This window comes from Nonomuraea sp. NPDC049625, from assembly GCF_040675285.1.
In the GTDB taxonomy this organism is placed as follows: Bacteria; Actinomycetota; Actinomycetes; order Streptosporangiales; family Streptosporangiaceae; genus Nonomuraea; species Nonomuraea angiospora_A.
The window spans coordinates 206,882-231,052 of record NZ_JBFAOQ010000018.1 but is presented as its reverse complement, the minus strand read 5'-3'; the positions used below and the strand labels follow the sequence as shown (position 1 = coordinate 231,052).

At 69.9% G+C, this 24,171-nt stretch carries 24 protein-coding genes and 2 pseudogenes; 10 read left to right on the top strand and 16 right to left on the bottom strand.

The window, feature by feature from the left end; translation table 11 throughout:
• Positions 1–105 precede the first annotated feature (105 nt).
• Both AB0J87_RS51780 and AB0J87_RS51775 read left to right on the top strand, forming a co-directional pair.
• Complete coding sequence (locus tag AB0J87_RS51780) at positions 106–1,014, top strand: MerR family transcriptional regulator (protein ID WP_363980430.1); 909 nt, start codon at positions 106–108, stop codon at positions 1,012–1,014.
• Between the two features lie 22 nt (positions 1,015–1,036).
• Positions 1,037–1,503, top strand: a pseudogene (locus tag AB0J87_RS51775) (Tn3 family transposase); the annotation flags it as partial.
• Between the two features lie 20 nt (positions 1,504–1,523).
• Here the strand turns inward: AB0J87_RS51775 and AB0J87_RS51770 are convergent.
• The 4 genes from AB0J87_RS51770 to AB0J87_RS51755 all read right to left on the bottom strand — a co-directional run bounded on the left by AB0J87_RS51770 (position 1,524) and on the right by AB0J87_RS51755 (position 6,333).
• Positions 1,524–2,306 carry a MerR family transcriptional regulator gene (locus AB0J87_RS51770; protein ID WP_363980427.1) on the bottom strand — a complete coding sequence of 261 codons (783 nt, stop codon included), beginning with the start codon at positions 2,304–2,306 and terminating at the stop codon, positions 1,524–1,526.
• 131 nt (positions 2,307–2,437) lie between these two features.
• Positions 2,438–4,003 (bottom strand): serine hydrolase domain-containing protein, encoded by a 1,566-nt coding sequence (locus AB0J87_RS51765; RefSeq protein ID WP_363980424.1) that lies wholly within the window; start codon positions 4,001–4,003, stop codon positions 2,438–2,440.
• Positions 4,004–4,567: 564 nt separating this feature from the next.
• Positions 4,568–5,434: a TIGR03620 family F420-dependent LLM class oxidoreductase gene (locus AB0J87_RS51760; RefSeq protein ID WP_363980421.1), complete on the bottom strand. Its 867-nt coding sequence runs from the start codon at positions 5,432–5,434 to the stop codon at positions 4,568–4,570.
• Entirely contained in the window at positions 5,431–6,333 is a 903-nt protein-coding gene (locus AB0J87_RS51755; protein ID WP_363980418.1) for an NmrA/HSCARG family protein, read from the bottom strand. The genes AB0J87_RS51760 and AB0J87_RS51755 overlap by 4 nt, the downstream gene beginning before the upstream one ends.
• A gap of 111 nt (positions 6,334–6,444) precedes the next feature.
• Here AB0J87_RS51755 and AB0J87_RS51750 point away from each other — a divergent pair, with 111 nt between their 5' ends.
• Both AB0J87_RS51750 and AB0J87_RS51745 read left to right on the top strand, forming a co-directional pair.
• Positions 6,445–7,044, top strand: coding sequence for a helix-turn-helix domain-containing protein (locus AB0J87_RS51750; protein WP_363980415.1), 600 nt, complete (start codon positions 6,445–6,447; stop codon positions 7,042–7,044).
• Positions 7,041–7,190: a hypothetical protein gene (locus tag AB0J87_RS51745; protein ID WP_363980412.1), complete on the top strand. Its 150-nt coding sequence runs from the start codon at positions 7,041–7,043 to the stop codon at positions 7,188–7,190. The genes AB0J87_RS51750 and AB0J87_RS51745 overlap by 4 nt, the downstream gene beginning before the upstream one ends.
• Positions 7,191–7,199: 9 nt before the next feature.
• Here the strand turns inward: AB0J87_RS51745 and AB0J87_RS51740 are convergent, their stop codons facing one another.
• Complete coding sequence (locus AB0J87_RS51740) at positions 7,200–7,568, bottom strand: hypothetical protein (protein ID WP_363980409.1); 369 nt, start codon at positions 7,566–7,568, stop codon at positions 7,200–7,202.
• Positions 7,569–7,762: 194 nt separating this feature from the next.
• Between AB0J87_RS51740 and AB0J87_RS51735 the strand changes: the two genes are divergently transcribed.
• Positions 7,763–8,278, top strand: a complete 516-nt coding sequence (locus AB0J87_RS51735) for a DUF4158 domain-containing protein (RefSeq protein ID WP_363980406.1) — start codon at positions 7,763–7,765, stop codon at positions 8,276–8,278.
• Here AB0J87_RS51735 and AB0J87_RS51730 read toward each other — a convergent pair.
• Both AB0J87_RS51730 and AB0J87_RS51725 read right to left on the bottom strand, forming a co-directional pair.
• Complete coding sequence (locus AB0J87_RS51730; RefSeq protein ID WP_363980403.1) at positions 8,256–9,551, bottom strand: hypothetical protein; 1,296 nt, start codon at positions 9,549–9,551, stop codon at positions 8,256–8,258. The genes AB0J87_RS51735 and AB0J87_RS51730 overlap by 23 nt on opposite strands.
• A gap of 471 nt (positions 9,552–10,022) precedes the next feature.
• A complete protein-coding gene (locus AB0J87_RS51725; RefSeq protein WP_363980400.1) occupies positions 10,023–10,358 on the bottom strand; it encodes a hypothetical protein in 336 nt (111 codons plus the stop codon).
• 1,527 nt (positions 10,359–11,885) lie between these two features.
• Here AB0J87_RS51725 and AB0J87_RS51720 point away from each other — a divergent pair.
• Positions 11,886–13,178: a PQQ-binding-like beta-propeller repeat protein gene (locus AB0J87_RS51720; RefSeq protein ID WP_363980397.1), complete on the top strand. Its 1,293-nt coding sequence runs from the start codon at positions 11,886–11,888 to the stop codon at positions 13,176–13,178.
• Positions 13,179–13,369: 191 nt separating this feature from the next.
• Here the strand turns inward: AB0J87_RS51720 and AB0J87_RS51715 are convergent, their stop codons facing one another.
• The 3 genes from AB0J87_RS51715 to AB0J87_RS51705 all read right to left on the bottom strand — a co-directional run bounded on the left by AB0J87_RS51715 (position 13,370) and on the right by AB0J87_RS51705 (position 14,949).
• Positions 13,370–13,594 carry an RICIN domain-containing protein gene (locus tag AB0J87_RS51715; RefSeq protein ID WP_363980394.1) on the bottom strand — a complete coding sequence of 75 codons (225 nt, stop codon included), beginning with the start codon at positions 13,592–13,594 and terminating at the stop codon, positions 13,370–13,372.
• A gap of 306 nt (positions 13,595–13,900) precedes the next feature.
• Positions 13,901–14,512, bottom strand: a complete 612-nt coding sequence (locus AB0J87_RS51710; protein ID WP_363980391.1) for a glyoxalase — start codon at positions 14,510–14,512, stop codon at positions 13,901–13,903.
• A gap of 80 nt (positions 14,513–14,592) precedes the next feature.
• On the bottom strand, positions 14,593–14,949 hold the full coding sequence (locus tag AB0J87_RS51705) for a VOC family protein (RefSeq protein ID WP_363980388.1): 357 nt from the start codon (positions 14,947–14,949) through the stop codon (positions 14,593–14,595).
• A gap of 204 nt (positions 14,950–15,153) precedes the next feature.
• On the opposite strand from AB0J87_RS51705, the gene AB0J87_RS51700 reads away from it, so the two are divergent.
• Positions 15,154–17,952 carry a LuxR C-terminal-related transcriptional regulator gene (locus tag AB0J87_RS51700; RefSeq protein WP_363980385.1) on the top strand — a complete coding sequence of 933 codons (2,799 nt, stop codon included), beginning with the start codon at positions 15,154–15,156 and terminating at the stop codon, positions 17,950–17,952.
• Between the two features lie 30 nt (positions 17,953–17,982).
• Here the strand turns inward: AB0J87_RS51700 and AB0J87_RS51695 are convergent, their stop codons facing one another.
• The 3 genes and pseudogenes from AB0J87_RS51695 to AB0J87_RS51685 all read right to left on the bottom strand — a co-directional run bounded on the left by AB0J87_RS51695 (position 17,983) and on the right by AB0J87_RS51685 (position 19,497).
• Positions 17,983–18,192: a helix-turn-helix domain-containing protein gene (locus AB0J87_RS51695; RefSeq protein WP_363980383.1), complete on the bottom strand. Its 210-nt coding sequence runs from the start codon at positions 18,190–18,192 to the stop codon at positions 17,983–17,985.
• A 209-nt stretch (positions 18,193–18,401) separates the two neighbouring features.
• Positions 18,402–18,464, bottom strand: a pseudogene (locus AB0J87_RS51690) (hypothetical protein); the annotation flags it as partial.
• A 19-nt stretch (positions 18,465–18,483) separates the two neighbouring features.
• A complete protein-coding gene (locus AB0J87_RS51685; RefSeq protein ID WP_363980380.1) occupies positions 18,484–19,497 on the bottom strand; it encodes a YafY family protein in 1,014 nt (337 codons plus the stop codon).
• A 187-nt stretch (positions 19,498–19,684) separates the two neighbouring features.
• Here AB0J87_RS51685 and AB0J87_RS51680 point away from each other — a divergent pair, with 187 nt between their 5' ends.
• Both AB0J87_RS51680 and AB0J87_RS51675 read left to right on the top strand, forming a co-directional pair.
• Complete coding sequence (locus AB0J87_RS51680; protein ID WP_363980377.1) at positions 19,685–20,122, top strand: carboxymuconolactone decarboxylase family protein; 438 nt, start codon at positions 19,685–19,687, stop codon at positions 20,120–20,122.
• 170 nt (positions 20,123–20,292) lie between these two features.
• On the top strand, positions 20,293–20,898 hold the full coding sequence (locus tag AB0J87_RS51675) for a YdeI/OmpD-associated family protein (protein ID WP_363980374.1): 606 nt from the start codon (positions 20,293–20,295) through the stop codon (positions 20,896–20,898).
• Between the two features lie 163 nt (positions 20,899–21,061).
• Here the strand turns inward: AB0J87_RS51675 and AB0J87_RS51670 are convergent, their stop codons facing one another.
• On the bottom strand, positions 21,062–21,253 hold the full coding sequence (locus AB0J87_RS51670) for a hypothetical protein (protein ID WP_363980371.1): 192 nt from the start codon (positions 21,251–21,253) through the stop codon (positions 21,062–21,064).
• Between the two features lie 258 nt (positions 21,254–21,511).
• On the opposite strand from AB0J87_RS51670, the gene AB0J87_RS51665 reads away from it, so the two are divergent.
• On the top strand, positions 21,512–22,261 hold the full coding sequence (locus tag AB0J87_RS51665; RefSeq protein ID WP_363980368.1) for a hypothetical protein: 750 nt from the start codon (positions 21,512–21,514) through the stop codon (positions 22,259–22,261).
• Between the two features lie 20 nt (positions 22,262–22,281).
• Here AB0J87_RS51665 and AB0J87_RS51660 read toward each other — a convergent pair whose 3' ends face one another.
• Both AB0J87_RS51660 and AB0J87_RS51655 read right to left on the bottom strand, forming a co-directional pair.
• Entirely contained in the window at positions 22,282–22,671 is a 390-nt protein-coding gene (locus AB0J87_RS51660) for a cupin (protein ID WP_350736276.1), read from the bottom strand.
• Positions 22,672–22,709: 38 nt separating this feature from the next.
• On the bottom strand, positions 22,710–24,107 hold the full coding sequence (locus AB0J87_RS51655) for an MFS transporter (protein ID WP_363980365.1): 1,398 nt from the start codon (positions 24,105–24,107) through the stop codon (positions 22,710–22,712).
• Positions 24,108–24,171: the final 64 nt, after the last annotated feature.

Below are 24,171 nucleotides of genomic sequence, written 5' to 3'. Positions count from 1 at the left end.
GGATTCGTACATCCTCGGTCTGCGCCCCCCTAACGGCTGCTCCACAACGAGAATCTCCGACAAATCGCTTGAGGTTCCACCGGGTGGAAGGTGCAGATTCGAATCATGAACGACGCGACGGGTCTTTACACGATCGGGCAGCTGGCCCGGCGTACGGGGCTGCAGGCGCGCACGATCCGCTTCTGGTCCGATTGCGGCGTCGTTCCCCCGGTCCAGAGGTCGGGGGGCGGCTACCGGCTCTATGACGCGGAGGCGGTCGCGCGGCTGGACCTGGTCCGGACGCTTCGCGATCTCGGGCTCGGTCTCGACGCCGTCCAGCAGGTGCTGGAGCAGCGGGCCACGCTGAGCGAAGTGGCGGACCTGCACGTCAAAGCGCTCGACTCCGAGATCCGCACCCTGAAGATACGCCGGTCCGTCCTGCGCGTGCTCGCCAACCGTGACAGCTCAACCAAGGAGATCGCATTGATCAACGCACTGGCCCGACTGTCGGCACGGGAACGTCAGCAGATCATCGACGATTTCGTCGACCGCGCGTTCGCCGGCGTCGTCGACGAGGACGCCGCGCTGGTCGCGGGCTGGATGCGCGACCTGCCGCCGGACCTCCCCGAGGACCCCACCTCCGAACAGATCAACGCGTGGGTGGAACTGGCCGAACTGGTGGCCGACGACGGCTTCCGGCAGACGGTCCGAAGGATGGTTCTCAGCGGCGAGGACGACAACCGCCTGGAGTACGGCCTCAACCTCCGGCCCTTGGTCCTTGAGCACGCGGGCGCCGCTCTGTCGCGCGGCATCACGCCGGAATCGACCGGGGCACGACCGATCCTGAAGCGGATCATCCCCGACGACCTTCCCGCCGAGGAGACCGCCGCTCTGGTCATGTGGCTGGACATGGTCGCCGAGCCCCGGGTGGAGCGGTACTGGCAGCTCCTGAGCATCCTCAAGGGCCAGAAACCGTCCCCACCGGCGGTACCGGCCTTCGCATGGGTGCTGGCCGCGCTGCGCGCACACCGCTGATCCGTCCGGCACCTCCTTTCGGACCCGGGTCGCCGGATCGCTGGTGACTTACCAGGTGCGCGCCTACGACCTGCTGCTCATGTTCGCACGCAACGGGCGTCCGACCCCGCTCGGGCAAGCGTTCGCCAAGTACGGCCACATCGACACCTGCTGTACGGGCGCAGGCTCAACAAGCAGCTCACCGTGCAGGAATCCCGGCACCGGCTGGCCCGCAAGATCTGCCACGGCAACGGCGGGGAGATCCGGCAGGCCTACCGCGAAGGACTAGAAGACCAACTGGCGGCTCTTGGTCTTGTCGTCAACGCGGTCGCGCTGTGGAACTCGAAGTACCTGTCGGCCGCCGTCGACCAGCTGCGCGCCCACGGCATCCCGGTCAAAGACGAGGACGCCGTCCGGCTCAGCCCGCTTGGTCACGCCCACCTCAACGTCCTGGGCCGCTACGTCATCGCCTCCTCCGCCCCGGCCGAAGGGCTGCGGCAGCTCGGCGAGAGGATGGGGGACCGGCGCGGTCAGTGGGTTTCTGGTCTGGGGATATGGATGCCCGCGGCGCGGAGCTTGGCCTCGACGAGCGCGATCCCCCGGGCCGTGGCCGATCCCTGCTCTTCGCCGTGGTGGGCGATCAGTGTGTACCGGGCTGCGGCGTCGGTGCGGGCTTGCAGGCCGGTCACGATCTTCAGGTGTGCGGGGTTGGCGAGGAAGTGGTCGGCCATGGCGGTGGCGAGTTCGGCCAGGCGCGGGTCGTCCGGCTTCCATGCCGTGGCTTCGATTGCGTGCTTGCTCAACGCGACGAAGCGGGGGTCGTCGAGGGCGTGCTCGACATGGGTGAGGTAGTCGTCGAAGCCCTCGGGGACCAGGGCCCTGGCCAGTACCCAGCCCTCCCTGGTGGCCGCCACCTCGTCCGCAGGGAAGCCGAGGCCGGACAGCCGCTCCAGCAGCGCCACGGCGCGGTCCGGCAGCAGCGCCCGGTCTCCGTCGGCGAGTCGATGCAGCGTGTCACGGCGCGCGATCAGCTCCTCGATCCGTTCGGTGAGCTGCCGCTCGACGTCGGCGAGCGCGGCGGCGAACAGCGCGGGGTCGGCGTCGAGCAGGGGCCCGACTTCGGCCAGCGGCACCCCGGCGGCGGCCAGCGTCCGGACCTGCACCAGCCGCAACAGCTCGGCCGATCCGTACCTGCGGTAGCCGGAGCTGTCGCGTTCCGGCTCCTTCACCAGGCCGAGCTTGTGGTAGTGCCGCACCGTCTTCACCGTGACGCCGACGAACGCCGCCGCCTGCCCGATCGTGACTCCGTTCATCTGCGCAATCCTGCCTTGTGCTCGAGCTCGGCGACTGAGCAGACCACAGCCGAGCAGGTGGCCCGCGTTCGCGTTCTCCTTGATGCACGGCCAAAAGGGGTAGCCTTTCGAGGCGTACGGGTCACAGGTGTTCAGTCCGTCGGCTGAGCCGGATCGGCCTGCTCGCCGCAGAACACCTCGTTGACGAGCTTTTGCTGGGCGGTCTGGAACGCTGCTGCGATGGACAGGTCGGCGTCGTCCACCCAGTGCAGTACGGCGGTCAGGGTCTTGCCGCCGTCGGGCGTGCCGTACATCAGCGCCGCGGAGCCGACCGTGCCGCCGTTGTGGGTGATGACGGTGCCGCCGCAGTCCGTTTTCTGGATGAACACTCCCAGCCCGTAGTCCATGTTCGGGATGCCCGTGGCGTGCGGGGTGCACATCTCGGCCAGCAGCGGGGCCGGCAGGAGCTTGCCGCCTATCAGCGCGGAGATGAACGTGGCCAGGTCCTGGCTGGTCGAGATCATGTCACCGCCGGTGGATACCCAGGAGGGGTTGTGGCGGGTGATGTCGATCGTCTGCTGCTCGCCGGCGTCCTCGTACCGGTAGTAGACGTGGGCGTGCGGCTCGGGGATCTCCGGCGAGGCGTCCGGCACCACGGTGCCCGACAGCCCGAGCGGCCCCAGGATCCGCCGCTGCATCTCCTCGGCCAGCGAGCGGCCGGTGACCTTCTCGATCAGCAGCCTGGCCAGCACGTAGTTGGTGTTGGAATAGCTCCAGCCCGTCCCCGGTGCGAACCGGGCCGGCTTGGACAGCGCCAGACGTACCAGTTCCTCGGGCCGGTAGGTGTGGAACCGGTTGTCCACCCACTCTTTGCCGGTGGTGCTGTAGGGGACGGGGATCCCGTGCACGACCGTCCCGTCGTCGTAGACCTCGCCGGTGAAGTTGAACAGCCCGCTGGTGTGCTGCAACAGCATCCGCACCGTGATCCGCCGGTCCAGCCCGAACTCGGGCAGGTAGTCCGCCGCCGGGATGTCCAGCTCCAGCTTGCCCTCGGCCACCAGTTGCAGCACCAGGGTCGCGGTGAAGGTCTTGGTGTTGCTGCCGATCCGGGCATGCCCGTTGACCGGCGGCTTCGCGGTCCCGCCCAGCTCGGCCACCCCGGCGCTGCCGGTCCACTCGCCCCGCTCATCGCGCACGCGCAGCGACACCCCGAGGAAACCGGACTCGACGATCTCCTCGATCGCCTTCCGCAGCTCCGGGCGATCCTGCCCGGCCGCGGCTTCCGGCACGGCCCCGCTGCCCGTAACGGCCATCCTGGCAGCGTCGAGGGCTTCGGTGATCTTGCGGGCCATCGCGGCCGTGGCGGGGCCCGGCCGGCCCTGGTGCGTCTGGGCAGTCTCGACAGCGACGAGGACGGCGCCACGGAAGTTGCCGGCCTCGGCCGGATCCTGCTGCTTCAGGAGGTTCATGGCCGCCGTCAGGGCCGGCAGCACGCGGTCGGCGATCTCGGCCACGGACCTGCCGGCCAGGTCCGTGACCTTGGGGTACTCGGCGAGCACATGCCCGATCAGGCCGGTGGCCGAGCCCAGCGCGATGCTGCCGGAGGTGGCGATCTTGTGGGGCCTGCCGGCGGCGCCGGCGGCGGCCATCAACGCCACGGCGCCGTACGCGGCGATCCGCAGGGTGCTCTTGTCCTGGTCGGAAAGGGTGATCGTCATGGTGGTCTGCCCTTCAAAGGCGTTAGGTCCGGGTCGGCGTCTCGCCGCTGCGCCGAGCTTCCACCCTGACCCAAGGTCAACCTCAACCGTGATCTAGCTCACAGCTGCATTGGGGTTTGAGACAGCTTCGGGTGGAGGAAGCCGTCACCCGCCGGGTGACAGTCGCATCTCGCACCTGGGTACCCGCGAAGGCATGGCCCTGGCGAAGAAGAACGGCAAGGTCAAGGGCGAGCAACCCAAACTGCCCGACGCTCCATCCGCCGCCGCTACGCCGGGGGCGAGGTCTTTCGGGCGGACCTGGCTACCGAGTACAGCGTCGGCCGCTCCACCATCCACCGCATCATCCACGGCCCAGCCGACAGACAGACCTAAGCGGCCCCACGATCCACCAGAGCTCACGCTCTACGTTGCCCCTGGCCACAGCCATAGGAGTCCCGGTCCTACATTGCGGCTCGCCGGGGCTTCAGGAGTTCCAGGCCAACCCGATGCGAACCGTCGCCATCCGCACAAGATCATTCTCTTCGACAACGGCTGTTCCTGGGTTCCTCGACCCCGGGACCCCGTTCACAGCAGCAGCGTGGCGAGATCTTCCCATTGACGCAGTGGCGGCCGGTCCGGTGTGGCCGTGAGCACGTGCAGGCTGACGTGATCCGCGCCGGCCCCGAGGTGCTCGCCGACGCGGCGGGCGACGTCCTCGGGGCCGCCGGTCGCCACCAGCGCGTCGACCAGCCGTTCGTCCAGTGACTCGGGGTTGTCGAAGCCCAGATCGCGCAGCGGCGTGAGCCGGTTGGGTAGGGCGGCGGCCGCGTGGGCGCGAGCCAGCTCGGCCGCGCGGGGACGAGACGGATCGAGGACGGCGAGCTGGGTGACCGCGAGCAGCGCCCGCGGCCCGAGCAGGCCGCGGGCGTGGCGGGTGTGCGCGACCGGCATGCCCAGCGGGTGGGCTCCCGCGGCTCGTTCGGCGGCGAGCTTGAGCATCTTCGGGCCCAGCGCGGCCAGGACCCGGGGCCCCGCCGGGACCGGCGGGCCGAACGGGGCGGCGTCCATCGCGTCCAGGTAGGCGCGCATGGTCGCGACCGGCGGGCCGAAGCGATGGCCGCGCATGTCGGTGACCAGGGCGGGGTGGCCGACGCCGAGGCCGAGCAGGAACCGCCCGGGGAACGCCTCGGCGAGGGTGCGCTGCGCGGCCGCGGTGGTGACGGCGTCACGGGCGTAGATGCCAGCGGCGCCGGTGGCGACGACGGTCCGCCGGGTGAGCGACAGCAGCAGGGCCGCCTGCGCCATGGCCTCGCGGCCGGTCGTCTCGGGGAACCACAGCGCCGGGTATCCGAGGTCCTCGACGGCCGCGGCAGCTTCGCGCAGGACGGGGGCCGGGTGGCGGTCCAGTTCGCCCGCCCAGATGCCGACCTGTCCGAGTTCGGGTGCGGTCATCGGGCGCTCTGGGCGGTCAGGAAGCCGTCGATCGCGGCCGCGCCGGTGCGGGCCAGCCAGGTGCGCAGATCCATCAGCCCTGGGTGCAGCGCGCGGGCGAAGGAGACGTCGGCGCGCCAGCCGCGTCCGTTGAGCCAGGTGTAGGCGAAGGCGAACTCCTCGCCCGCCCGGGCGATCACCTCGATCGGGATCTGTACGTAGGGCAGCGGCCGGCCGACGGCCTCGGACATGGCCGCGGCGATCTCCAGCGGGGTCAGCTCGTCCCCGGCCAGGTCCACCGCGCGGCCGATCCACTCCTCCGGCCGGGCGAAGGCCAGGGCCGCGAAGGCGCCGACGTCGTCGACGGCCATGATCTGCTGCGGTACGGCCGGGTCGAACGCGGTGGTCACGGCGCCGTCGTGCAGGTGGTAGGCGCCGGTGTAGTTCTCCATGAACGAGACCGGGCGCAGGAAGGTCGCAGGCAGGCCCAGCCGGGTGATGTGCTGTTCGATCCGCCACTTGCTCACCACGTTCTGCGGCAGCTTCTCGGTGTTGTGGCGGCCCGCGCCGGCGACGGAGGCGTAGACCAGGTGGCGCACGCCGGCGGCGTGGGCGGCGTCGGCGACGTTGCGGCCCCAGGCGACCTCGTGATCGGCGGTGAAGCCGGCCGGGGTGCCGGGGGAGCCGACGGTGGGCTGCACGCTGAACAGGCCGTAGGCGCCCTCGGCCGCGGCGGCGAGGGAGGCGGGGTCGTCCATCTCGGCGCGTACGAGCCGGGCACCCGCCTTCGCCAGCGCCCGGGCCCCGGCGGAGTCCGGGTCGCGCGTCACCGCTCGTACGCGCCAGCCGTCGGCGAGCAGCCGGGCCGTCACGGCGCGGCCCTGCAGGCCGGTCGCCCCCATCACGACGATGGTCTTCACGATGCTGTCTCCAGAGGTTAGGGGCCATCCAGCTAACCGGGGTGGCCCTCCGGTTCTGGGTGAGTACGATATGGAGGGCCACCCCGTTTTTGCAAGCCCGCTGGAGACCACATGCCGCACGACAGCCGTACGACGTCGCCCACGCGGCCGATGCGCGCGGACGCGCGCCGCAACTACGACCGCATCCTGGCCGCGGCCGCCGAGGCCATCGCCGAGCAGGGAGCCGAGGCGTCCCTGGAGGAGATCGCCCGGCGCGCCGGCGTCGGCTCGGCCACGCTGCACCGGCACTTCCCGGCCCGGCAGCAGCTGCTGGAGGCCGTCTTCCGGGACAAGGTCGAGGCCCTGTGCGCCACCGCGGCCGACCTGGCCGGCGACCCGGACGCGGGGCACGCGCTGGTGACCTGGCTGGGCGCCGTCGCCACGCACGTCGTCTCCAACCGCGGCCTGGCGGCCTCGCTGATGCGGGGCGCCCACGACGGAGACCCCGCCCTGGGCACCACCTGCCACACGATGATCGTGAGCGCGGGCGATGACCTGCTGGCCCGCGCCCGCCGCGCGAACACCGTACGGGCTGACGTGGCCATCGTCGACCTGCTCACCCTCGTCAACGCCATCTGCCTGGCCGTCGAACACGAACCCGACGGCGCGGCCCAGGCCCACCGGCTCCTCGACCTCGCCCTCACCGGAGTGGGCCCCACGGGGGAGATGTGACGCCGGACGGCCGGTGCGGCGTACGTGCCGCCGAACCGGCCGTCATCGAGGAGGCCGCCACCTACGCCTCCTCACCCACAGAGGTCGCCGGCCACGTCAGCCCCGGCGAGACCGGGCACCGGCCCGCGCCCCCGTCGTATCGGTGAGTGGAGGGTTCAGCGGGCCATCGTGCTGCCCACCAAGGCCACCACGCCGTAGCCAAGGGTGCTACTGAGCGTGAGGATCCCGGCGATCTGCCCGAGCTCGCCGAGACCGAAGAACGGAGCCACGGGCACCAGCACCACGCACAAGGCCACAGCGGCAATCGGGCCGGCCATCGCCACGAGCCACCAGAGCGGCAGCCGGGTCAGCCAGGACAGGCCGGCGCCCAGCGGGAAGGAGACCAGCGCGCTCAAGGTGAGGGCGGGGTTTCCAGGGTTGTCCTCGTCGCCCACGAACGCGCCGATGAAGACGGCGGACGCGACAAGACCCACCCCAAGACCGACCAGCGCCGCCCTGGCCGCGATGCAGACGATCTTCTTCATCGGCCCAGTCAAGCACATGGCCCCGTAGACAACGACAAGGCCGAATTAGGCCTGCAAAACCGTCATGGCCGAGCATTCTGCACAATCAAGATCGGAGCATGATCATTTCCGCTGCGGTTCATACGGTCCTGACCGGTGGCTGTGTGGGGGTGGTCGATGTCGACCCGGATGTTCTTCGAAGACCAGCTGGAGCGTTGCGCTCGTACCCCGACATCGGCCGGGACGATCTGATCCGGTACTTCACCCTGACGCCTGCCGACGTCGCCTTCATCGACCCGGGCCGCGGCCGGGGCCCGACCGACCGCCTCGGCTTTGCCGTCCAGCTCGCCACGTTGCCCTGGTTGGGGTTCGTACCGGACGAGGTGGTGATGCTGTTCGACCAGGCCGTGTCGGCCCGCGAGTCCCGCGCGAAGACCAAGACCGACGAGGCGTTGATCGAACGGGCCAAGGCGGGTGAGGCCCGCCAGCTGCTCCTTGAGGTGATCTTGCCGGTGCTGGCCGACCCGTCCATCCCGGACGAGCAGATCGGCGGGCTGCTGCGCAACACGATCGGGATGAGCAAGCTGCGCGAGGTCGTCACAGAAGGCTGGAAGAAGCTGCCCCGCGATCATGGGCGGCTGTCGGCGCTGCACGCCTCCCACACCTACCTGCGCCAGTTCACCCCGCAGGTGCTGGCGGCGATCGACTTCAAGGGCGGCACGGCGACCTGATGGAGGCGGTGGCCATCTTGAAGCGGCCGAATGAGGGGGCGGCCGGAAGGTGCCCGAGAGCGCCCCGACCTCGTTCGTGCGGGCCCGGTACGCCGAGTACCTGGCCAAGGCGCGCAAGGACGGTGACGAGACCGCCTACCGCCACTATCGGGAGCTCTGCACAGTGCTGGCCTGCGCGACGGGCTGCGCTCCGGCAACGTGTTCGTGCCGCTACGCCGACCCGGCCACCTACCTGTATACGCCCGAGCAGTGAGCGCCGCGGCGCGCCGACTTCTGCAAGCTGGTCGGCAAGCCCGCCGACGCGGCCGAGGCGATCGAACAGGGCAAAGCCGAGCTGCACGCCGCGCTGACTGACCTGGACGCCACCCTGGCTCAGGCGCTGCCGGAGGACACCCGAGCTCCGCGTGCTTGTCCAGCAGGACGCGGGCGCGGTCGTAGCCGAGGCGGGCGCGGCCGGTGTGCGGGCAGATGCCGGCGGCGGCCGGGCGGCGGTCCGGGACGGGGCGGCGTACGGAAAGGAACAGCGGACCGTGCGTGCGCGTGCTGCCGTTCGGGAGCCGGAGGAGCCGGGGCAGCAGGTGGGCGGTGCCGCTGTCCCAGGTACACCCACTCGGTGGCGCCGCCCTTGGACCGGACGGGGGGCGCGGCGGTGCTCCAGGCCGAGGTCTTCGACGTTCAGGGTGAGGATTTCGGCGGGGCGGGCGGCGGTCTCGTACGGCATCCGCCGCAGCGTCTTCTCGCGCAGCGGGATGTCGCGGCGGGACAGCAGCCGGTGGATGGTGGTCTTCGTGACCGCGCGGGTCTCGTCGGCGCTCTCCTTGCGGCGTTCGGCGTCGGCCGGGACTGACGGGGCGGCCCAGTGCTTCTTGGCCTGGCACCAGATCAGCCAGGAGGTGACGGCGGCGCGGTTGCGATTCCAGGTCGCCGGCGCGCTCGTCCCCCACGGCTCGGTGAGCGCGGTGCCGATCTCGGCGAGCGGCCGGTCGCGGTCGAGCAGCGCGGCGACGCGGTCGATGGCCGAGGCGTAGGCGCGGTGGGTGTTGGGGTTGGCCGTGCGCGGGGTGGTCAGGAAGGCGTCGGCGATCTTGGCGAGGCTGACGCCTCCACCGCGAAGGGCGGTGACCTTCGGCGCGGCGCTCATGCCGACGACCGAAGCGTCAGGGAGGTCGAGATCGGTCATCGACCCCACCTCGAACCGCAGATGGGGGTGGTCACGTCGGGCCGCTTCGATCATCGTGGGAGAAAGGTCGATGCCGAACGTGTCGAGGCCCAACTCCTTCAGGTGAGCCGTGACATGCCCGGGTCCGCAACCAAAGTCGCCGGGCAACTCGTCGTCCCGGTCCTGGTGGCCCGCTCGGAGAGCCGCCTGGACGAGACCGTCTTCAACGCCCCGCCCCAGCTCGCTCGACCGCGAGTCGGCCGGGACGCTGCGGACACCGGAAGCGGCCGTGGCCTGACCTCCGGAAACGAAGGGCGGGAACCGTACGGTCCCCGCCCTTCGTCCTGCCTGGAGGACCCCTTGCCGACCGCCTGGCCCTATGTCCGGAAGCAGCTGCGCTCCCTTGTCGCCGCTCAGATCACGCTGACAAAACGCCCGATTCGCGACTCTGCGGACCAGCTTTTCCAGCCGAAGCCGCCGGCCTGTCACGGGTTTCCTGGCAGCTACGCGGACGAGACGAGCTTTCGATCAGCCATTACGTCACGCCCTCGTCCTCCGCCCTGCTGGGCGCACGGAGGGCTGAGGTCAAAGGGCGACGGTCCACGCGTCAACGACATGGCAGCCATTTGGTTGCCCATAGACCGAGGAAGTCGGCCCGAACTGCTGTTCTGTGCTTTTGTACACCACCGGGCCGTCGATGTTTCTGGTGTACGGCCAGTGGGCCGAGTTGCATTCGACCACTACGCGATAGTTGCCGTAGCCTTCGTAGCAGGTGGTTTGTCCCACGTTGCGGGTGGTATCGACGTATGGCTCGCAACGCCATACTTCAGCCTGAGCAGCTGGGACCCCCAGCACGGACGTGAGACAGAGGACCGTACCAAGCATTGCCGTGCTGATCATTGCCTTTTTGACAGGCTTCATATTTTCCTTACTCGGCGGGATCGTGGACTTACCGCGTTCCGCACCCAGATCGCATGGCCCGTCGCGGAACGCCAGGAACGGCCATCCCCCTCATCGGGCTGCTGGGTGCACCTTAAATTGAACCGGGGAGCATGGCCTGCGACTATCCGGGCCGCGTCCCGAAGATCGCGCTTTTCGGATAGAAGCACGGCCTTGCCGGAGTACGACAGGCGGAAGACGAACAGGTAACAGACCGTGAGTTCCCCGGCCAGGTTGATGATGACGTCGCCGAAGTCGACCTCGGCCTCCACGCCGGGCCGATGTTCCTGATCGATGGGGACTTCGGGAGGGGATCGGCCAACCTCCACCCGGATCGCAGGACGCCGCCAGGCCACTTAGGCGCAGACTGTCGAGTAGGAGATCCCCTCCATGTCGTGCTCGATGACCAGCCGGTCATAGATGCGCCTCCTGGTGTGCCGCGGTTTGCGCGGAGTATCCAAGCCCTCTCGCAGCATCCGGTCGGTGGCCGATTTGAACGCATCCAATCGCGAGCGACGGGGCGGCGGCTTCTTCCGCGGCTGTGGCCAAGGCGATGTCAGCGCCTCGCGCACCGTCCTGACCAGGAGCACAAGCAGCGCTCACCACAACACCTGCGGTGGGGCCAAAAGCCATCGGAACGTCATCAGCTGGCTGCACTGTGCGGTGAAGGTGGGGCCAACCCACACGCGTAGAACAAGACTGGCCCTAAACCAATCCACGGACCAGTCTTGGGCGGCTTCGACGGCGGCATTCCCGAAGAGGACATCCTCGCGTTCAGTCAGGAAGCGCAGGGGCGGGGGAAGCGGGACCGGCGTGGTGGTCCGATTCTCGGACATGCCGTCACCATGGCCGCTTCGCGGACGGCGCCCTTCCCCGGTCTCCTGCGTCGTATCTCGCTGGTCTGCCACAGGCGGGGTTCAGAAACACGGCTCGATGCACCTCTGAGGATTCCGGACCCATGCACAAGGGATGACCGATACCGCGGCACAGCCGCCGCTGCCGGGGAACGCCGACCACCTCCTGGTGATCACCGCGCTTGAGGGACAGGGCCGCGAACCTCTCGCTTATGGCCGCCCGGTTCAGGACCGTGCCTTACATACCTGACAAGATCATCTCGCCCTGACCTGCGAGAAGGGGCAAAGAGCCCAAGATAACGATTGGACGAGCGGGAGTGGGCGATCCGCACCGGCGCTCCTCGGGGAAGGACGAAGCCCCGTTCTACTTGTCGGAAAATACTGTCGCCAATCGGAACCCGCAATGGCCCGCCAGGAGTGGTGTTTGTCCTCCTATACCCGTTTCTCAGGGCCAGGTGAGCGCCCGGAGGGCCCCTATCGGCAACCACCGCATGGCGATCGTGAGGCCGTTCCGGTGCTTGAGAGGTGACCTCAGTGCTGGTCATCCGGTGGCGGGTGCTCGGCGTCGGATTCGGGGCGGACGCCGAACGGGCCGGCCCGCGCGAACCGGTAGTTTGCTGCATTGGCGAACGTGAATGCCGACGATGAGGATGCGATGCGATTTATCACGGGAATCGTGCTGGTGCTGGCGGCGGTTGGCGGGTGTACGTCCACGCCGATCACGCCGATCGAACCAGTGGACCCCGGCAACCGCTTCACATCGAGGCCGCCGGTCGACCTCAAGTCCATCGATCCGCCCACCCGCTTCAACGCCGCCGCCGCCGCGCCGCTGGAAGTCTCTACGAATGCGGATGAGGTGCTGCTGCACGGCACCACGGCGGTCGTCCCGATCCATGGCAGCAAGCCGACCGTCTCCTCCGGGGAGGAGATCCGCCTGATCGACACCCGCACCAACAAGGTGCGGGAGGTCATCAAGCCGACCTACCCGCAGCCGAAAATCGGCACGGTGATCGCGCTGCCGACGCTCACGTCCGTCCAAGGCCGGCCGACCGTGCTCGCGCCGTTCCTCGGCGAGGCACCGGGACAGGGCACTACCCCGGGCCGTCCGCTGGTCGAGGTCGTCTCGATCGACCCGGAGAGCGGGAAGACCGACTGGCGTACCGAGATCCCCATCGAGGGGTGGACCGGGACGGGCCGGTCGAGCGGCGTCGAGGTCTCGTTCGCGGGTGTGGCCGACGGGGTGGGGGTCGTTCGGATCGTGGACCCGTCGCTGTCGGCTCGGCGCGGCGACACGTACGCGCTGGACCTGAGTAGCCGCAAGGTGCGGTGGAGCATGCGCGGGTTCGAGGCCCGCGCCGTGGCGGCGGGGATGGTCACGGGCCAACAGCCCGGAACCGGGCAGACGCCGAAGGTCCAGGTCCGCGGGATCGACGCGCGGACCGGCCGGCAGCGATGGGCGTCGCCCCGCGACGCCTACTCGGTCGAGGTATTCCCGGCCGGCCCCTCCAAGGCAGTCGTCCGAGGACGCACCGACCCGGGCGGGAAGAAGTACGTCGAGGTCGTGGAGATCACGACGGGACAGGCGGTGACCGTCACCGAGGAGAAGTCCGGTAAACCAGCCCCGCATCCGTTGAATTGCCTGTACGACGAGCAGGCCATCGCAGTCTGCTCAGGCGGTGACTGGGTCGGCGCGCTCGACGCGCAGACCGGCTCGTGGCTGTGGTCGATCACGAAGGGCGGCGGGCGCCTGGTTCCCCTCGTGACCGGAGCCTGGCATGGGGTCGTCTACGGAAGAACCGCCAACGGGCCCGTCGTCCTCGATGGCAGGACCGGAACGGACCGGGAGACCCAACCGGGAGTCGCACCGTCAGTGGTGAACAGCTCCATGGCGATCGGCCCGTGGCCCGGCGGCGGCCTCGGGTCGAGCAGCTACCCCGTGATCGGCTGAGCTTAGACGGATCGCCGTGTACTCGTCGTACTGCCTGGGCACGGCATGGACTGGTCGAGCCCGAGCTCGGCGCAGCTGATGGCGAAACTGCGGTGGCCGGTGGACGAGCCCACGGCGCCGCGGTCGCGCCGGCCGGGGGCCAGGGCGCATTACCGCAGCGAAAACACCGCGAACAAGATCGTGGGGAGCGGTCAGGAGTTCTTGTCGTGGTGCTGCCTGCAGCTCGAACCGGTGAACCACCGACTCCCGCCGTTGGAAGCCGACACGCTCATACAGTCGGTTGACGGCATGTTCCGAAGCCACCACCGGCGGCCGGGGCCATCTCGATCCAACTCCCACGTCTGATTATCGCCGCCGTTGGGCGCCCACGCTTTGTACCGGTGTCCGCGTTCACCAGCACGTAGACCCCCCGGCATGAGGCATGTAGATGTCCTTTCCGAACCACAGGTCGAGGCGAGACGGCTGAGCAGAATCGGCCGCGAACCCACATGCCAGAAGCATGTTGATCAAGCTAGGGGCTGGCCGCCATCGCCAAGGCGGCCTGGAGCCCGGAGGCGGACCGGGCGACCGGCTACCGCATCGCTTCCGGCAAGGTCGGCCAGGTGGAGACGGTGGTAGGCGCCGACCAGACCTTACCCACCGAAGATCAGCGAGCCCATCCACCTGCACGGGAATACCTGTACCTGCGTGGGGATGCTGTCGAGGTCGCCCCGCCGCGTGCCTCAGACGGATGCGGCCTCCCAGACGAACCCGTCAGGGTCGGTGAAGGGCCCGGCATCGCCGCCGATCACGATCCGGTGCGATCCGGTGCCCTCCTGGGAGACGCCGGTGTCCTTGGCGAGGGCGCGGCGCGGGTAGAGCGCCAGCGTGACGGCCGAGGACGGGGTGTCGAACTCGACGTACTTGCCGCCGAAGCTCTTGGCCACGGCCAGGCCGCGCTCGACGTAGAACCGCTTGCTCGCCTTGACGTCCACCACGCCCAACAGGAGCGCGACCTGATCGATGTGCCGGGCGGCAGGTCCGGTGTCCTTCTTCTTCGAGGACGCGATCTTGCAGATCGTCCCATCCGGGGCGCGTACGACGCCGCCGTAGCCCCAGAATCCCTTCGTGGCAGGCTTCAGTGTCGTGGCGCCGGCATCGAGGGCGGCGCTGACAAGGGCATCGACGTTGCCCGGCTGGGAGGCCACGAGGGACAGTGCGAACCCGCGGAAGCCGGTCGTCGCCGCGTCGCAGGCGCGTACGTTCACGTAAGCGCCCAGACCGAAGGCTTGGTAGAAGACGCCCGCGGCCGTGGGGTCGGGAACTTCCAGGGTGACGGATTCGAAGGAGGTCATGGCAGGTCCTTTCAGCGAGGGGAGTTCGTCGTCTTGTCGGCGGCCGCTACGCCGCGGATGGGGCAGGGACAGGTCGGCGCTCACCGGTCCTGCAGGAGGCCGAGGACATTGCCGTCGGGGTCGATCACGGTGGCCACCAGGCGGCCGCCGCCGACCTCGTGCGCGGCCTCCTTGACGGTGGCCCCCGCGGCGATCACCTCGGCCAGCTTCGCCTCGATGTCCGTCACGTGCCAGTAGGCCACCGGTGAGGTCATGCTCTGCGGCCCACCGCCCGGCACCAGTCCGATGTGCTGGCCCTCGGCCTCGAAGCCGACGTAGTAGGACGAGTCGGTCTGCGGCTCCACGCCGAGCAGGGCGGCGTACACCGCCTTGGCCTTGGCCAGGTCGGACACGGGGTGCAGCATGGTCTTGATCCCGTGGGTGGAAGAACCGGTCATGGTCACTCCTGTAGTTGTGGGTCATATCGACCCGCTGTGTGCGCATCCACAGCTTTCCTCCCGGCCTGACCGGTCCACATCCGTGGCGACCACGGAACCCGGCCACGGATCGACGGCACGGATCGACGGCACGGATCGCGCACGGTGGCCATTGCGGATTGGAGCACGGATTGGAGCGCGGAGGGGATGCGGCAAACTGGGACGGTGGTGGCAGGAGCGGACATCTCACCTCGGGAGGCCGAGGTGCTGGAACTGGTCGGGGCGCATCTCAGCAACGCCGAGATCGGGGCGCGGTTGTGCATCTCGGTGCGTACCGTGGAAAGTCACGTCTCCTCGCTGCTGCGCAAGCTGGAGGTGCCGGATCGGCGGGCGCTCGCCCAGCGCGCCCCCGAGCCGGCCGGTGCGGGCCCGTCTCACCCGGCGCCGGTTCTGCCGGCCCCGCTGACCTCGTTCATCGGCCGGGAAAGCGAGCGGGCCGAGCTGACCGAGATGATCAAGGCATACCGTCAGGTGACCGCGGTCGGTCCCGGCGGAGTGGGCAAGACCCGGCTCGCGTTGGCGATGGCCGCGGAGGCGGCCGATGAGTACGCCGATGGGGTGTGGTTCGTCGACCTGGTCCCGGTCACCGATCCGGGCATGATCGCCACTGCGGTCGCCGGGGCGCTCGGACTCGGTGAGCAGCCCGGCCGCGACATGACCGCGTCCGCGGTCGCCGCGCTGGCCGACCGTCATGCGCTGCTGGTGCTGGACAATTGCGAGCACGTGGCGGACGGGGTGGCGCTGTTTCTCGAGCGGTTGCTGGTGACGTGCCCTCGGGTGACGGCTCTGGCGACCAGCCGGGCACGGCTGATGGTGCCGTTCGAACGGGTGTATCCGGTCCCGCCCCTGTCCCTGGACGTCGATGCGGTGGCGTTGTTCATGGAGCGGGCGGCGGCGGTCGGCTGGCCGCTGGATCCTCCGCTGCGCGACCAGATCGCCTCGATCTGCGAGCGGCTCGACGGGATGGCACTGGCGATCGAGCTGGCCGCCGCCCGGTATCCCACGCTCGGGCTGGACGGCATCACCGCCGCCCTGTCCCACCCGCTGCGGATGCTCACCGGCGGCTCCCGTGCCGATGAACGGCACCGTTCGGTGCGGGCGGCGCTGGACTGGAGCCATGCCCTGCTGGAGCCGGCCGACCGGGCGCTGCTGCGCCGGGTGTCAGTGTTCGTGGCGCCGTTCACCGCTGCGGCAGCCGCGGAGGTAGCCGGGTCCGAGGAAGGCCTCGTCGCCGACGGACTGGGCCGCCTCGCCGAACAGAGCCTGCTGGTGGTGACCGCGTCCCCGGGTGGGACGGAGTACCGGGCGTTGGAGACCATCCGCCAGTACGGCACCGAGCGGCTCGTCGAGGCCGGTGAGCTGGTCGACGCTCGATCCCGGCACCTTCGCTGGTGCCTGGCCAAGGCCGCCGGCCTGGCGGTGGTACGAGCGGACTGGCGGACCCGGTTCGACCTGGTGGCCGACGACCTCCGGGCGGCGCTTGCGTGGGCGGCAGACCGCCCGGAGCAGCGCGCGGAAGCGTACGATCTTGCCCGGCACCTGGCGGAGCTGACCTTCACCCGTCACCTGACCGGCGAGTCCCAGCGGCGCTATGAGCAGGCGGCCGCGCTCGCGACCGAGCCCGCCGCCAGCGCGTCGATGCTCCGGCAGGCAGCGGCTGTGGCCGGCTGCCGGACGGTCGGTGATGACATGTACCGTCTCCGCCGTGCGGCCGCGGATGCCGCCCGCAGCTCCGGCGACAGCGCCGGCGCCGCCGCCGACCTGGCTACTGCCGCAACTATCGCGTTCCGGTTCTCGACCACGTTCGTGCGGCTCCCGCCCCGGGAGGAGACGTTCGCACTGATCAGCGAGGCGCGAGAGCCGGCAGGCGACGATCCGGCCGCGCAGGCCGCGGTGGCACTGGCCGAGGCCGCGGTGCTCACCGACGCGTTCGGCGCCGCCCAGGGCCCGCCCGGCAACGCCGTACCGGAGACGATCGCGCGAGCCGAGCGCGCGGTCGAGCTCGCCCGCCGGACCGGCGACCCGCTCGCCGAGTCGGCCGCACTCGACGCGCTCACCGGAGCGCAGAGCTGGGCCGGTGACACGTCCGCCACCGCGGCCACGGCCCGGTGCCGCATCACGCTCCTGTCGTCCCTGCCGATCTCGCCGGCCGGCACCCACGAACTGATCGACGCGCTCGGCATCGTCACCGAGGCCAGCCTCGGCGCGGGGGATGTGTCAGGCGCCCGCCGATGGGCACGCCAACTGGCCGACCATCCGTCGCTGGCGGAGGTCGGTCACCGCGCAACGTGTCGGCTGCTGATGGTCGACGCGCTGATGGGCAACGTCGATGAGGTGCTCACCGGCAGCGTCCGGTTCCTCGACGCGTGGCGGCGGGCAGGCAGCCCTGCCCGGTCGCTTCTCCGCCCGGCGGTGGCCGCTGTGGCGATGATCCACGGCCTCCGCGACGACCAGGCCGCCCGACGCGATTGGCAGGAGGTCCTGGATCAGCTCGGCACCTCAAAGGAGCATACTTACGGCTACGGGGCCGTCTTCGACGTGATACTCCTGCTGCACCGCGGGCAGGCACCGAAGGCGCTGGAGCGGATGGCCCCCGAACCCAGGCAGGTGTGGAAGTGGGTCACCTGGATCTGGCACCACTGGTACGTCGCGCTACGCACCGAGGCCGCCGTGCTCGCCGCGAGCCCCGACGCCCGCGACCGTCTGGCCGAGGCCCGGACCATCGTGGCCGACAACCCGGTCGCCAACGCCATGGTGGAGCGGGCCCAAGCGCTGCTCGACAATGACCAGGAGCGGTTGCTATCTGCGGCAGACGCGTTTGACACCGCTGGCTGCCACTACCAGTCCGCACGGACCATGGTGCTCGCCGGCGGCGACCACGCCGCCCGCGGCGCGGCCGCGCTGGCCGATCTTGGCCTCGCCCCGATGGCCCTGCCCGACAAACTCATGATGACCTCAGAGTGACAGTCGCCGAGGCCGGCCAGATCACCTGCGCTAAGGCGGAATCTCAGCATCCGTCGTCCCCGTCGTCTTGGTGCGGTCGAGGACGCGGTAGACGGTGGCGCGACCGATGGAGAAGACCTCCATGAGATCGGCGATGGTGTGGTCGCCGGTGGCGTGCATCCGCACCAGCTCGGCTTGCTGACGGGCGGTGAGCCTGGGCTGTTCGCCCTTGAGCTTGCCGTGGGAGCAAGCGATGGCCATGCCCTCGCGGGGTGCGCATCTTCAGCAGGTCGGCTTCGAACTCCGCGAACACGGCCAGCATGTTGAAGAACATCTTCGACATGGGGTCGGCGGGGTCGTAGATGCTCCCGCCCAGAGACAGGCGGACACCCCGGGCGACCAGGGTGCCGCCGATGTCGCGGGCCGTCGGGGACCGAGCGTGCGAACCGGTCGAGTTTCGGGGCCAGTAGGGTGTCGCCGGCGCGTACGGCCGCGAGGGCCTGGTCGAGGCCGGGGCGCCTCGATGGAGACAGTCAGGATTGCAGTCGCACTTCATGGTGGCTGGCAACATCCGTCACTGCAGGTAGCCGTGTCAGCTATAGGCGGGTGTTTGTGCCACTGGTTGTCCTTGAGGAGTTGTTCTGTGCGGGTGAGGAATGCCTGGCGGACCTCTTCTGGGTGAAGTATCCGGAGTGGTCGGCCGAGGCTGAGCAGGTAGCGGGCCAGGCCGTCGGCGTCTGGCCCGCCGATGTCGATGATCGTGGCGTCATCGCCGTCCGGGTGGTGGACGCCGACCGTTGGTGGTACCAGCCTGCGGGCCTCATCGGCCGGTACGGCCAGGCGGATGGTCACCCGCACCGGGTAGGGCCTCAGCGCGACGCCCGTGCCGACCATCTGTGCCGGATCTGGCGGGTCGGGCAGGGCAGTGGCCTGCCCGGTGGCTGTGGCATCGATGATGCGATCGGTACGGAAGGTGCGCCAGTCCTGCCGCGTCAGGTCGTAGGCGAGGAGATACCAGCGGCGGCCGGTGTAGATGAGCCGGTAGGGGTCCACTCGGCGGGTGGACGTCGTTCCGGCCCGGTCGCGGTAGGTCAACTGGGTGCGTTCGCCTCGCCGGCACGCGGTGGCCAGGTCGAGCAGCAGCGCGGGGGAGATCTGGCTGTCGTCGGGTCGTGCGGTGTGGGTGAACGCGGCGTCCAGCTCGCCGAGCCGGTCGGCGATCCTGGCCGGCAGCACCTGGCGTAGTTTCAGCAGCGCCGACAGGGCTGCCTGGTCGCTGCCGGAGACTCCGCTGAAGGCGGCGGTGCGCAGCCCGACAGCGACCGCGAGGGCCTCCTCCTCGTCAAGGATCAGTGGCGGAATGCTGGTTCCAGGCCCGAGGTGGTAGCCGCCCCACGGGCCCATCTCCGATTCGATGCCGTAGCCGAGTTCACGTAGCCGGGCGATGTCCCGGCGAACCGTCCGTTCGGTGATCTCCAGCTGGGCGGAAAGATCCGCGCACGTCCAGGACCGCCGCGTTGACAGCAAAGACAGCAGCCGCAGCAGCCGTGCCGAGGTGTTGACCACGGCTAACAGTCTGCTCGATAACCAGGACCGTTTCTGACCGGGTCATACCGTAACGTCGCCGGCATGACCGAGAACTCCTCGGCCGAAAAGTCCATTACGACGACGATGACCTCCGCCAAGGTGCGTCAGATGACGGGCCCGGATGGGCGTACGTAACCGACGAGGGGCAGGACCCATGGAAGCACGCATGAAGAGCGTGGCGAATCCCGACGTGATCACAGCGATCCAGCATCTCCACAAGGCGATTCACGCCGGTGGCGTCGACCCGCTCGTGCTCGAGCTGGTCCATCTGCGGGCCAGCCAGATCAACGGCTGCAGCCCGTGTGTGTTCGCCGGCGTCCAGTCGGCGAAGAAGCATGGAGAGACCGAGGAGCGGCTGCACAACGTGGTCGCCTGGCGCGAGACCCCGTTCTTCACCGAGGAGGAGCGGGCAGCGCTCGCGCTGACCGAGGCCGCCACCCGGATCCAGGACGGCGCGCCGGGCGTGACCGACGAGATCTGGGATGCTGCTGCCACCCACTTCGACGAGAACCAGATGTCCGCGATCATCCTGAACATCGCAATCACCAACTTCTTCAACCGGATCAACCACACGATCCGGGAGCAGGCCGGCAAGACCTGGTGAAGGCGGGCGGGCGTCATCCGTCCAGAGGCCACGGTGGCGACGTGGCGAAGGACGTGATCGGCCGGCTCCACCGCTGACCGATCCAGCGCCGCTTCCGGCAGGCCCCCGTCCTGGGCTCCCACCTTCGGGTGACCGCCGACAACCATCCCTTTGATGATCACTAGGGGCACATGACGATGAGCGACGAACTACTGGAACTGACCGTTGCCGATGCCCGAGCCTGGCGGGAGTGGCTCAGCGGGCACCACGACAGCTCGGCAGGGGTGTGGCTGGTCCTCGCCAAGCAGAACACGACCCGGCCCACCAGCCTGACCTATGACCAGGCGCTCGACGAAGCCCTGTGCCACGGCTGGATCGATGGTCGGCTACGACGGCGGGATGAGATCACCTTCTGCCGGCGCTTCACTCCTCGCGGAAGGCAAAGTCCCTGGTCAGCGCGGAACGTTTCCATCGTCACCCGTCTGATCAGCGAGGGCCGGATGCATCCGGCCGGAATGACCGAGGTCGAACGCGCCAAGGCCGACGGCCGCTGGGACACGGCCTACGCGGGACAAGCCGGCATCGAGGTGCCAGCCGACCTGGCCGCCGCATTGGCCGCGAGCCCCCAGGCACAAGCGATGTTCGACATCCTCACCTCCCAAAACCGCTACGCCGTTCTCTATCGGATCGCGAACGCCAAACGCGCCGAGACCCGAGCCCGCCGTATCACCCAGTTCGTTGACATGCTCGCCCGCGGCGAGGCGATCCACCCACAAAAGCGCGCCCTCGGCAGTTGAATGCGGGCCCACTCCTGTCCCCGCCTCGCTCCTCCAAGCGGCCGGGCGCAGGGGGCGCCAGCCGCCTCCGTCGAGTTTGGCGAGCTCGGCTTCGACGTCGACGGTGATGACGCCGAAGAAGTTGACGTTCTCGCTGTGGGCCGGGGAGATGTGGGCCGGCAGCTCACGGCCACCGGCGCGCAGGTTTTGACGGCGAGTGGTAGTACTCGGTCGTCCACGTGATGACCGCGTTGGTCAGCACCGTCAGGCACCACGCTTGGTCGGTCTGGTCGGTCTGGTCGGTCTGGTCGGCAAGGTGCGGCGTGGTGATGGTGCCCTGCTGGGCGTAGGGGAGTTTCCCCTTGAGCGTGGACACCGATATCACCGTGACCGGTCTGACACCGCGGCGCTGCGCGTCGAGATCCGGCCACCGCGCGAGCGTTCGTCTTCGATGAGCCGACCGGGACGAGCTGATCGCGTACGGGCCGCTGCTGTCCGACGACGGCGCCACCTGGCTCGGTACGGCGCTGCTGGTCCGGGCGCCGGACCCGGACGTGGCCCGCGCCATCGAGGTGCACGACTGGGAGTTCGGCGGGCGGCGGTGATGAGCACGTGACCGTTTTAGGGTGGCGTCATGCTCGTACTGGGGATTGAGGTGCCGGACGACCTGCTCCAACGGTGGCTCGGGTGGTTCGCGCCGCCGGTGCAGCCCTTCGTCATCCCGCCCGATCTCGCCGGCTCCCTCGATCTCGAGGATGACCGGGACCGGCTCACGCCCGAGGTCAGGGACACCTTCTACCTCTACGGCCTGGGTTCGTCGGCGCTCGTGTGGCTGACCGAGGCCGGCGCGCGCCGGCTGCCGGCCTCGGTCAGGCGCAGCCAGCCCGCGCCGCACCGCTGGCCCGGCTCGATCGCCGGGCGTGAGGTCGAGACGGTCGTCGCGTACGTCGAGAAGGGGCGCCGCCCCAGCCGGCACGGCGACGTCGCCCCCGCCACGTGGGACGCCATCGCCTGCGCGCTGCCCGGAGCGCGGGACCTCGCCGGGACCTTCCCCACCCGGAGCGGCCCGAACTGCTTCGGCACGGTGATGGCGGCCTGCGGCGCCGAGAGCGCGGAGGAGAGGTGGATGCTCCGCGAGCCGTTCGAGGACTGGCTCGCGGAGCACACCGCGAAGGGAGGGCACGACGACGAGCCGGGGACCGTCCTGGTCTGGCGGGGTGCCGATGGAGCCGCTCAGCACGCCGCGGTCACCCTCGGGCACGGCTGGGCGCTTCACAAACCCTCGCAGGGCTGGATGAGCCCGACGAAGGTCCTCGCCTCGCAAGACCTGAAGCACAGCGCCCGAGCCGGCGGACAGCGCCTGCACCGACGCCACCTTCGGTGACTTCGCCACCCCGACCTGGCCTAGGCTTCGGTGCGCTTCTCCAGCCGGCTGCCCCGCGGCAGGGTGACGGCCATGATGTTGCTGGGGATGTCCAGCTCGATGCGGTGCCATCGCCCGCGCGGGACGATGGCGGCGGTCCCGGCTGTCAGCCTGATCTCCTCCTCCTGCTGCCCCGGCCGCTCCGGCCGCAGGTAGAGGCGGATCTTCCCAACGAGGCAGGACACGACCTCCTCGGCCTCGGGATGGACCTCCCAGTGGTCGGCGTGGACGTCGGCGCCGGTCTTGGCGTGGAAGGCCGTCAGCTGCCAGCCGTCCTGGTCGGCGTCCATGGTCGCCTTCCCGGCGTGGATCTTGCCGCCTTGGCGCAGGTGAACGGAGGACGCGAAGAGATCGATCGGGTTCACAGACATGCCGAGACGCCCCTTTTCTGCGGTGGGTGGATCGCCGGTCAATCCCGGGCGGAGAGCGGAACGCGGTCATCGGCCTGCTCGGCCCGTGCGGGCGGGCCGGTCCGGCGCAGGACCGTGAGCGCGATGAGTACGGCGCCGAGCAGGAGGACGGCGCCGAGGCCCAGGCCGAGCGCGTAACCGTCGTTGAGGGTCTCAGGCGTGACGGCCCGGCCGGTGCGGTTGTGCGCGACGGTGCCGAGGGCGGCCAGCCCGAGTGAGGCGCCGATCTGGCGTGAGCTGTTGAGCAGGCCGGAGGCGGTGCCGGTCTCGCGTGCCGCGACGCCGACGGTCGCGGTGGAGACAACCGGTCCGAGGCAGAGCCCGAAGCCGACACTGGCGACGATCGAGGGCCCCAGAACATCGGTGACGAAGGCGCCGTCCGGGCTGATCATGCCGAACCAGGCGAACCCGGCCGCCGTCAGCAGCCCGCCGACGACCAGAAGGGTACGTGGCGCGAGCCGGTAGCCGAGTTTGACGGCCAGTACGGATCCGGCGACCACGCCGAGCGCGAACGGCAGGAACTCGACCCCGGTCAGGGCCGGCCCCGTCCCGAGCACGCGTTGCAAGTAGAGGGACGCGAAGTAGAAGGCCGCGGCCATGGCCGCCCCGACCAGGAGGTTGTAGGCGTTCGCGCCGGCGACCGAGCGGTTGGCGAACAGGCCGAGCCGGATCAGCGGTTCGCGGGCCGTGGTCCGCTCGACGAGGACGAACGCGGCCAGCAGCACGGCGGCGACCGCCAACGTCGCCACGGTGACCGGCGAACTCCACGCGTACCGGTCGATGCGGACGATGCCGAACACCAGCAGCATCATGCCCGCCGTGGCCAGGACCGCGCCGAGCACATCCGGACGGGCGGCGCGCACCGCAGGCGGCCCCGCGGCCACGGCCCGCCAGGTCAGCGCCAGCGCGCAGGCGGCCATGGGCACGCTCACGAACATCACCCAGCGCCAGCCGGCATACTCGGTCAGCAGGCCGCCGATCAGGACGCCGAGCGCGCCCCCGGCGGCGTTCGTCGCGCTCCAGATCCCGAAGGCGCGCACGCGTTCCTTGCCCGCGGGGAACGTCGTGGTCAGCAGCGCCAGCGCGGCCGGAGCCAGGGCGGCGGCCCCGATGCCCTGCGCGGCCCGGGCGGCGACCAGCTGACCGGGTTCCTGGGCGAAGCCGCCGGCGAGCGAGGCCAGGCCGAACAGGGCGAGCCCGAGCAGCAGGACCGGCTTGCGGCCGTAGCGGTCGGCGGCCTTGCCGCCCAGCAGGAGCAGCCCGCCGAAGGTGAGCGCGTAGGCGTGGATCACCCAGGTCAGGCCCACCGCGCTGAATCCGAGGCCGGCGGACATCTGCGGAAGCCCGACGTTCACGACCGACAGATCCAGCGACACCATGAACTGCACGACGGCCACCGCAGCGAGGGTGAGCCCCGGCCGGGCACCCGGCTCGGCGGGCACGCTTCGGCCTGCTGATCGT

Bases quoted from the DNA above. Each gene is read 5' to 3' on its own strand.
- AB0J87_RS51780 (WP_363980430.1), top strand. From the start codon at position 106: ATGAACGACGCGACGGGTCTTTACACGATCGGGCAGCTGGCCCGGCGT.
- AB0J87_RS51770 (WP_363980427.1), bottom strand. From the start codon at position 2,306: ATGAACGGAGTCACGATCGGGCAGGCGGCGGCGTTCGTCGGCGTCACG.
- AB0J87_RS51765 (WP_363980424.1), bottom strand. From the start codon at position 4,003: ATGACGATCACCCTTTCCGACCAGGACAAGAGCACCCTGCGGATCGCC.
- AB0J87_RS51760 (WP_363980421.1), bottom strand. From the start codon at position 5,434: ATGACCGCACCCGAACTCGGACAGGTCGGCATCTGGGCGGGCGAACTG.
- AB0J87_RS51750 (WP_363980415.1), top strand. From the start codon at position 6,445: ATGCCGCACGACAGCCGTACGACGTCGCCCACGCGGCCGATGCGCGCG.
- AB0J87_RS51740 (WP_363980409.1), bottom strand. From the start codon at position 7,568: ATGAAGAAGATCGTCTGCATCGCGGCCAGGGCGGCGCTGGTCGGTCTT.
- AB0J87_RS51725 (WP_363980400.1), bottom strand. From the start codon at position 10,358: ATGAAGCCTGTCAAAAAGGCAATGATCAGCACGGCAATGCTTGGTACG.
- AB0J87_RS51720 (WP_363980397.1), top strand. From the start codon at position 11,886: ATGCGATTTATCACGGGAATCGTGCTGGTGCTGGCGGCGGTTGGCGGG.
- AB0J87_RS51715 (WP_363980394.1), bottom strand. From the start codon at position 13,594: ATGCCGGGGGGTCTACGTGCTGGTGAACGCGGACACCGGTACAAAGCG.
- AB0J87_RS51710 (WP_363980391.1), bottom strand. From the start codon at position 14,512: ATGACCTCCTTCGAATCCGTCACCCTGGAAGTTCCCGACCCCACGGCC.
- AB0J87_RS51705 (WP_363980388.1), bottom strand. From the start codon at position 14,949: ATGACCGGTTCTTCCACCCACGGGATCAAGACCATGCTGCACCCCGTG.
- AB0J87_RS51695 (WP_363980383.1), bottom strand. From the start codon at position 18,192: ATGGCCATCGCTTGCTCCCACGGCAAGCTCAAGGGCGAACAGCCCAGG.
- AB0J87_RS51680 (WP_363980377.1), top strand. From the start codon at position 19,685: ATGAAGAGCGTGGCGAATCCCGACGTGATCACAGCGATCCAGCATCTC.
- AB0J87_RS51675 (WP_363980374.1), top strand. From the start codon at position 20,293: ATGACGATGAGCGACGAACTACTGGAACTGACCGTTGCCGATGCCCGA.
- AB0J87_RS51665 (WP_363980368.1), top strand. From the start codon at position 21,512: ATGCTCGTACTGGGGATTGAGGTGCCGGACGACCTGCTCCAACGGTGG.
- AB0J87_RS51660 (WP_350736276.1), bottom strand. From the start codon at position 22,671: ATGTCTGTGAACCCGATCGATCTCTTCGCGTCCTCCGTTCACCTGCGC.